8 protein-coding genes are annotated in these 7,496 nt (G+C 60.4%); 7 read left to right on the top strand and 1 reads right to left on the bottom strand.

Annotated elements, in window-relative coordinates; all coding sequences use genetic code 11:
* Together B3F77_RS00930 and B3F77_RS00935 are read left to right on the top strand one after the other, a co-directional pair.
* Nucleotides 1–2,257: PAS domain S-box protein (locus B3F77_RS00930; RefSeq protein ID WP_293603141.1), on the top strand; the 2,257-nt coding region annotated here is incomplete at its 5' end.
* Between the two features lie 15 nt (nt 2,258–2,272).
* Entirely contained in the window at nt 2,273–2,416 is a 144-nt protein-coding gene (locus B3F77_RS00935; RefSeq protein WP_293603142.1) for a hypothetical protein, read from the top strand.
* A gap of 142 nt (nt 2,417–2,558) precedes the next feature.
* Here B3F77_RS00935 and B3F77_RS00940 read toward each other — a convergent pair whose 3' ends face one another.
* Nucleotides 2,559–3,146: a chalcone isomerase family protein gene (locus tag B3F77_RS00940; RefSeq protein WP_293603143.1), complete on the bottom strand. Its 588-nt coding sequence runs from the start codon at nt 3,144–3,146 to the stop codon at nt 2,559–2,561.
* A 434-nt stretch (nt 3,147–3,580) separates the two neighbouring features.
* Between B3F77_RS00940 and trpE the strand changes: the two genes are divergently transcribed.
* The 5 genes from trpE to B3F77_RS00965 form a co-directional block, all read left to right on the top strand.
* On the top strand, nt 3,581–5,080 hold the full coding sequence (gene trpE / locus B3F77_RS00945; RefSeq protein ID WP_293603144.1) for an anthranilate synthase component I: 1,500 nt from the start codon (nt 3,581–3,583) through the stop codon (nt 5,078–5,080).
* 5 nt (nt 5,081–5,085) lie between these two features.
* A complete protein-coding gene (locus tag B3F77_RS00950; RefSeq protein ID WP_293603145.1) occupies nt 5,086–5,409 on the top strand; it encodes a chorismate mutase in 324 nt (107 codons plus the stop codon).
* 3 nt (nt 5,410–5,412) lie between these two features.
* The gene (locus tag B3F77_RS00955) at nt 5,413–5,994 is read left to right on the top strand and encodes an anthranilate synthase component II (RefSeq protein ID WP_293603146.1); all 582 of its coding nucleotides are present in this window, start codon (nt 5,413–5,415) and stop codon (nt 5,992–5,994) included.
* 57 nt (nt 5,995–6,051) lie between these two features.
* Complete coding sequence (locus B3F77_RS00960; RefSeq protein ID WP_293603147.1) at nt 6,052–7,185, top strand: GntG family PLP-dependent aldolase; 1,134 nt, start codon at nt 6,052–6,054, stop codon at nt 7,183–7,185.
* A gap of 11 nt (nt 7,186–7,196) precedes the next feature.
* Nucleotides 7,197–7,496 (top strand): LysE family translocator (locus B3F77_RS00965; protein WP_293603148.1); only part of this gene is annotated, 300 nt, incomplete at its 3' end.

Here is a 7,496-nt window from a genome sequence, read left to right on the forward strand (position 1 = left end):
GGTGCATGCCGCGCAAGCCGTAACCGACGGGCGTCAGGACTGGAATACGCTGGAAGGCGCAATCGCCCAACGGATCGGGCTGATGGAGCAGGCCGTCATTGCTCGGCAGCAGGCAGGGCTGGATGCCGCCACGGCCATGGTCGGCAGTGACTTGAACCGCCAGCTTCACAACCAAATTGACGGGCTGGTCAGTCGAATCAAAAGCAGCGAAACGATAACGCTTGAGCGCTCGAAAGAAGAAACCCTGCAGACCACCCAGACGGTCAAGCAGCTGATCCTGTTGGGCGGCTTGCTGTCGCTCAGCGTATTGGCATGGGCGATCATGATGATCAGCCGGTCACAGACCAGACAGCGCCGCATCGAGGAGGAGCTCTCAGACAGCGCGGCCATGTGCTGCGCCGTTACCGAGCGCATGGCTGAGGGACTGGTGACCGCGACCCGGGACGGGGTCATTGTCAACGCCAACAGTGCCGCGCGGCAGCTCTTTGGGTACAGCCGGGAAGACCTGGTGGGCCGGAACGTGGTCACGCTGCTGCCGACGCGTTACCAGATGGGTTTCACCGCATTCTTCGGCGCGCTCGCCAGCCGCCCTTGTGGTTTCAGTGAGTCGGACACCCGGGTTTTGGGGTTGCGCCGCGACGGCACCGAATTTCCGGTCAATGCGTCCTTTGGTGATGTCACTGTGGGCGGACAGCGACTTTTCACGGCCACCCTTCGCGACATGACCGAGCGCAACCGGATCAGCAATGCACTGCGCGACAGCGAAGCGCACCTGCGCCAGCTGATCGACACCGTCCCGGCGCTGATCGCTTACATTGACAAACAGCAGCGCTTCCAGTTTCATAACAAAGCGTATGAAGAAGCGTTTGGCCTGGCGCGGGAACGGATCCATAACAAAACGATGCTGGAGGTCATGGGGTCGGCGTTTTTTGCCCAGGTAGGACATCATGTGCTGGAAGTCCTTGGGGGGTACTCGGTGCGTTATGAGCGCGAGCAAGTGACTGCCAGCGGTGAGCGGCGTGACTACGTGATGACTTATTTCCCCCGCTACGGTGAAAACGACGAGCAGGACGAGATCATCGGGTTTTTCGCGCTGGGCAATGACGTCACCGAGCTCAAACGCATGGATCGCATGAAGAGCGAGTTTGTCTCAACGGTCAGCCACGAACTGCGCACGCCCCTCACGTCCATAAGGGGCTCACTGGGATTGGTGTGGGGCGGCGTCACCGGTGAGTTGCCGGAAAAGGCCAAAAGCCTGGTAGGTATCGCCAAAAACAACTGTGAACGGCTTATCCGCCTCATCAACGATATTCTTGACAGCGAGAAAATCGAATCCGGCAACATGCGCTTTGAGTTGCAAACGCTTGAGTTGCTGCCCTTGATGCAGCAGGCCGTGGCCGCGAATGAAGGCTTTGCGGCGCAGCATAACGTGAAGCTGGTCATGGCTACGACGCCGGATCGTGTCCAGGTTCATGTTGACAGCGACCGCCTGATCCAGGTGGTGACCAACCTGCTTTCCAACGCCATTAAATTTTCCCCAACGGAAGGCCTGGTGCAAATCATGGTGCGTCAGGCCTCGGGGCGCGCACGCGTGGAGATCCGTGACAGCGGCCCGGGCATACCGGAAGAATTTCGCAAGCGCATCTTCCAGAAGTTTTCGCAGGCGGACTCGTCCGACACGCGGCAAAAAGGCGGGACCGGCCTCGGCCTGAACATCTCGAAAGCTATCCTTGAACGCATGGACGGGAGCATTGGCTTCACGACGGAGAGTACCGTCGGAACGACTTTCTTTTTTGAGCTGCCTGAATGGCGAGAGGCCCCGCCCATGACGGCACCCATGGGTCTTTACGCGGTCGCCCGGCCCCGCGTTCTGGTGTGTGAAGATGATCCGGATTTGGCGCGGCTGATCGGCATGATGCTCGACAAAGGCGGTTTTGACGCGGACATGGCGCACACCGCGGCGCAGGCACGCGACTACCTCAAGATGGAGTCGTATGCGGCCATGACTGTGGACATCAAACTGCCCTACGGAAATGGCCTCGAACTGATTCGGGAACTGCGTCAGGAAAAACGCACCGCTGACCTGCCCGTTCTGGTTTTGTCAGTGACTGCTGAGGAAGTGCAGTTGCGCGGTGGCCATCAAGGACTGGCGATTTCTGACTGGCTTGACAAGCCGCTCGATGAGCAGCGTTTGCTTCAGTGTTTGCGCCGGTGCATCAAAAGCAGCCTCGCCGACAAATGGGCCGAGTCGGTTTGATGGCGGTCCATGAGGGTGAATAAATTTTTACGCTCAAGCCGCGACGGATTTGACGCGACGATCGTTGGTCCGGATGGCACCCTGGGTGACTTTGTAGCAGCGCTCAAGCTGATGCTGGGTGATCTGTCGCTACAGGGCCTTGGCGGGCAGCAAGCTTGACGCAGCTACGCTGAGCCGGTGCGCGCGGTTGATGCCGATGGGTTTATCGATTCGCTGGCTCAATTGCACGGCAGCAATGACAACGGGGCTTACGTCCTGTCAAACCCCATTAAAAATCAAACTGTTGACAGTTGCACCCGCTTCACGGGGCTTTGCCCAGCAGTTCGCCCTTGAGTTTCCAGTCGGCGGGCTGCGGGCCCAGCCAGATGCCCAGCATGGCGTTGAAAAATTCAATCTCCTTGAAGGGTTCGCCTTGCACTTTTCCCTGGACCGTGATGACAGTGCCCGTGCCGGGAATCCAGTCGATGGTGAAATTTTCTCCAGTCAGCAGCTTCTTCTGGTCTGAAAAAATCTGGCTCATCCTGATTAATCCGGGGATCAGCTTGGACATTTGCCCCTTGGGCGCATTTTGTTCAAAGGCCTTGGTAAAGGCTTTGCCGAGCTCATTGGAGTCAATCTCGCGCAGCATCGTCAGACTGATGCGTTTTGGGCCCGGGGCCGCATACGCCTCTTCCGGTGTGGCGGCTTTTTTCGCCAGGTAGAGGCCCGCCACATAAACTTTGAAAACCACCTTGTAGCGAATGCCTGCGCCGTTGAGCTGCAGTTTTGTGCCCTGAACTTCGACCGGATCGTCGAGCTTGATGCCTGAAATCTCAAGCGGAGCGGCCAGGGTGCCGAGTGACAGCATCAAACCAGCCAAGCCCGCAATGCATCGCGCTGTCAAAGTCATGAGAAGTCTCCGAAATAATTATAAAAATAGAACGCCCGTGCTATTTAATAAAAATTATAAAGTCGGCTGTCCGCCAGTTGCAAGAGGGAAGCATGTGTACCGGTAGCGGTTTTTGTGATTTTGACCAAATCGGGCAGAAGGAGCCGGGGTCTTTGCTACACTTTGGGCCACATGGTCATTCATCGCATCATTCAAACAGCTTGTGCAGGCCGGGGAGCCTGGCCCTGGCGTACCTGTCATTTCCCGCACGCCTGAGGCGTTCACGCGTTGGCGTATTTGCCACTAGCCCGTGCCGCTGACTCAGGCCCTGCGCCATCCCGATGTTGGTGCGCTCCTGCTTCACGCAATGCGCATTCCGGCCCCGGACTTCGGGGCATTTTGAATGACAGGTGGCAGCGTTTTCAACACGTTGTCCGTTGGCGAAGGACTCCATTGTGATTACTGAACTCGAATTTAAAAGCTTGACCGGACAGGGCTACAACCGCATTCCGCTGATGACGGAGGCGTTTGCAGACCTCGAAACCCCGCTCTCGCTCTATCTCAAACTCGCAAACGCCAAAGACGCTGGAAAATTCAGCTTTTTGCTGGAATCCGTGGTCGGTGGCGAGCGTTTTGGACGTTACAGCTTTATCGGCCTGCCGGCCCGCACGCTGGTGCGCGCCTCCGGCTTTGGGGCTGACATGCTGACCGAGGTGGTGACGGATGGGCGGGTGGTTGAAACATCGAGGGTGAATCCACTCGATTTCATCAGCGATTACCAAAAACGCTTCAAGGTCGCGCTGCGGCCCGGCCTGCCGCGATTTTGCGGTGGACTGGCCGGCTACTTTGGCTACGACACGGTGCGCTACATCGAGAAAAAGTTAGAAGCCTCCTGCCCGCCTGACACGCTGGGCTGCCCCGACATCCTGCTGCTGCAATGTGAAGAGCTGGCCGTCATCGACAACCTGTCGGGCAAGCTTTATTTAATCGTTTATGCCGACCCGGCCCAGCCCGAGGCCTATGCCAATGCCAAAAAGCGCCTGCGCGACCTGAAAGACCAGCTCAAGTATTCAGTGAGTGCGCCGGTGGTCAGGCCTTCACAAGGCTTCCCGGCCGAGCGGGACTTTGTCAAGGCCGACTACATCGCCGCGGTGGAGCGCGCCAAGCAGCTGATCGAAGCCGGTGACTTTATGCAGGTGCAGGTCGGTCAGCGCATCAAGAAGCGCTACACCGAGTCGCCGCTGTCTTTGTACCGCGCGCTACGCTCGCTCAATCCCTCGCCTTATATGTATTACTACCATTTCGGCGATTTCCACGTGGTGGGGGCGTCGCCCGAAATTCTGGTGCGGCAGGAGCAGACGGATGAGGGGCAAAAAATCACGATTCGTCCGCTCGCGGGCACCCGGCCGCGCGCCTCGTCGCCCGAAGCCGACAAGGCGGTCGAGCAGGAACTCATCAATGACCCCAAGGAGCGCGCCGAGCATGTGATGCTGATTGACCTGGCGCGCAACGACATCGGCCGTATTGCCAAAACCGGCACGGTGAAGGTGACGGAAGCCTTCGCGGTGGAGCGCTACAGCCATGTGATGCACATCGTGAGCAACGTCGAAGGTATGCTGCTCGACGGCATGACCAGCATGGACGTGCTCCGCGCCACCTTCCCGGCGGGCACCCTGACCGGCGCGCCCAAGGTACATGCCATGGAAGTGATCGATCAGCTGGAGCCCACCAAGCGCGGCCTGTATGGCGGCGCCTGCGGCTACCTGAGCTATGCGGGTGACATGGACGTGGCGATTGCGATCCGCACCGGCATCATCAAGGACCAGACGCTGTATGTGCAGGCGGCGGCGGGCATTGTGGCCGACTCGGTGCCTGAACTCGAGTGGAAAGAAACCGAAGCCAAGGCGCGCGCCTTGCTTCGCGCCAGCGAGCTGGTCGAGGAAGGACTGGAGTAAGCAACATGACCCAAGTTGACAACGCTCACAATGTTCACCCTTGCAGCACCATGGCCGAGGTGCGCGAGTACATCGATGCGCTCGACGACCGCGTCGTGGCCCTGCTGGCCGAGCGCAGCGGCTATGTGGCCCAGGCTGCGCGCATCAAGCAAAGCGCCAGCCAGATATTCGACAACGCGCGCATCGAATTCATCATTGAGCGCGTGCGCGCGCAGGCCCGCCAAGCGGGTGCCCCCGAGGCCGTCATGGAGGCGACGTACCGCGCCATGATTGCCGCGTTTATCGACTTTGAGCGTGGCGAGTTCAAGCGCATGCGCCAGGAGGCCTAATCCATGAAGCCCATCAAGCTCTTGATGATCGACAACTACGACAGCTTCACCTACAACATCGTCCAGTATTTTGGCGAGTTGGGGGCTGAGGTGGAAGTCTTCCGCAATGACGAGATCACGGTCGCGGACATCGCTGCGCGCGCGCCAGACCTGTTGGTGGTCTCGCCCGGCCCGTGCTCGCCTGCTGAAGCCGGCATTTCGGTGGCGGCGATCCAGCACTTTGCCGGCAAGCTGCCCATTCTGGGCGTCTGCCTGGGCCACCAGGCCATTGGCGCGGCGTTTGGCGGCAAGATCATTCGGGCCCAGCAGCTCATGCACGGCAAGACCAGCGTGATTACCACCACGCAGGAAGGCGTGTTTGCCGACCTGCCGAAACAGTTCGTGGTCAACCGCTACCACTCGCTGGCGATTGAACGAGCGTCCTGCCCCGACGTGCTGGCGATCACGGCATGGACAGACGACGGCGAGATCATGGGCGTGCGCCACCAGGAGCTGCCGATTCAGGGTGTGCAGTTCCACCCGGAGTCCATCCTGACCGAGCACGGCCACGCGATGCTGAAGAACTTTCTGGAGCAGCGGGCATGAAAATCGCTACTACTTTGATAACTGGTTATGCCCGTCTTTACTGGGCGAAAGGCCTAAATGATTGATAAATTCACTGACCTCCGCAGCGATACCGTCACCCAGCCGACAGCCGCGATGCGCGCCGCCATGATGGAAGCAAAGCTCGGCGACGACGTGTTCGGCGATGACCCCAGCGTCAACGCGCTGCAGGACAAAATCGCCGCCCTGCTCGGCTTCGAAGCTGCGCTGTTTGTACCTACGGGCACGCAGAGCAACCTCTGCGCCATCCTGAGTCATTGCCAGCGCGGCGACGAGTACATCGTTGGCCAGATGGCGCACTGCTACCGTTGGGAAGGCGGCGGCGCGGCGGTGCTGGGCAGCGTGCAGCCGCAGCCGCTGAACCACCAGGCTGACGGCACGCTGTCCCTGGCGGACATCGAAGCCGCGATCAAGCCCGACGATGCGCATTTCGCGCGCAGCCGCTTGCTCGCGCTGGAAAACACGCTGGGCGGCAAGCTGCTGCCCTTTGACTATGTGCAGCAGGCTACGCAACTGGCGGCAGCCAAGGGCTTGAGCCGGCATCTGGACGGTGCGCGCCTGTTCAATGCGGCCGTGGCGCAGGCCGCGCAGACTGGCAGCAATGCCCGCCCCGCCGACGGGTCGCCCCAAGGCGGGGCAACCCCCTCAGGGGGCAGCGACTCACACGAAGTGGGGGAGCGTGGGGGCGTCATCTTTGAAGCGCACCGCATTGCCCAGTGCTTTGACAGCGTCTCGGTCTGCTTCAGCAAGGGGCTGGGTGCGCCCATCGGATCGACGCTGTGCGGCTCACGCGACTTCATTGCGCGAGCGCACCGCATCCGCAAGATGGCGGGCGGCGGCATGCGCCAGGCCGGCATGCTGGCGGCGGCGGCATCGTATGCGCTGGACCACCACATCGAGCGGCTGGCGCAGGATCATCTACTTGCCAAGCGCCTGGCTGACGGACTGGCAGGGATTGACGGCTTTCAGGTCGAGGCGCCGCAGACCAACATGGTGTTCGTGGATCTCATCGGCGCGGCCAAAGCGCGCTCAGCGGGGCTGCTCAGCCACCTTGCCGAGCAAGGTATTCAGGCTACGGGCCTGTATCGCCTGCGCTTTGTCACGCACCAGGATGTGGATGCTGCTGGCGTGGACCGTGCGGTGGCGGCCATCCGTCAATTCTTCAACGCGTAGTCGTCTCTGAAATGGGCATTGAGCATTTGGCGATTTTTGTGGTGGCGGGCCTGCTGCTCAACCTCACGCCGGGTCCGGATGTGCTGTACATCGTAGCCAACGCCTTGCGCGCCGGTGCCCGTGCCGGTGTGGTGGCGGCGCTGGGCATCACGGCCGGTTGTTTTGTGCACATCCTTGCCGCAGCGATTGGCGTGAGTGCGCTGATGGCTGCTTCCAGCGCGGCCTTCGCCGTGCTCAAATGGCTGGGCGCGGGCTACCTTGTTTATGTGGGCCTGCGCATGCTGCTGACGCGCCAGTCCCGTGAAGGCGAG

The sequence above is a fragment of the Polaromonas sp. UBA4122 genome, from assembly GCA_002381615.1.
Lineage (GTDB): Bacteria > Pseudomonadota > Gammaproteobacteria > Burkholderiales > Burkholderiaceae_C > Polaromonas.

Excerpts from the sequence above, each read along its gene's own strand:
- B3F77_RS00940 (WP_293603143.1), bottom strand. The coding sequence starts at position 3,146 with ATGACTTTGACAGCGCGATGCATTGCGGGCTTGGCTGGTTTGATGCTG.
- B3F77_RS00950 (WP_293603145.1), top strand. The coding sequence starts at position 5,086 with ATGACCCAAGTTGACAACGCTCACAATGTTCACCCTTGCAGCACCATG.
- B3F77_RS00955 (WP_293603146.1), top strand. The coding sequence starts at position 5,413 with ATGAAGCCCATCAAGCTCTTGATGATCGACAACTACGACAGCTTCACC.
- B3F77_RS00960 (WP_293603147.1), top strand. The coding sequence starts at position 6,052 with ATGATTGATAAATTCACTGACCTCCGCAGCGATACCGTCACCCAGCCG.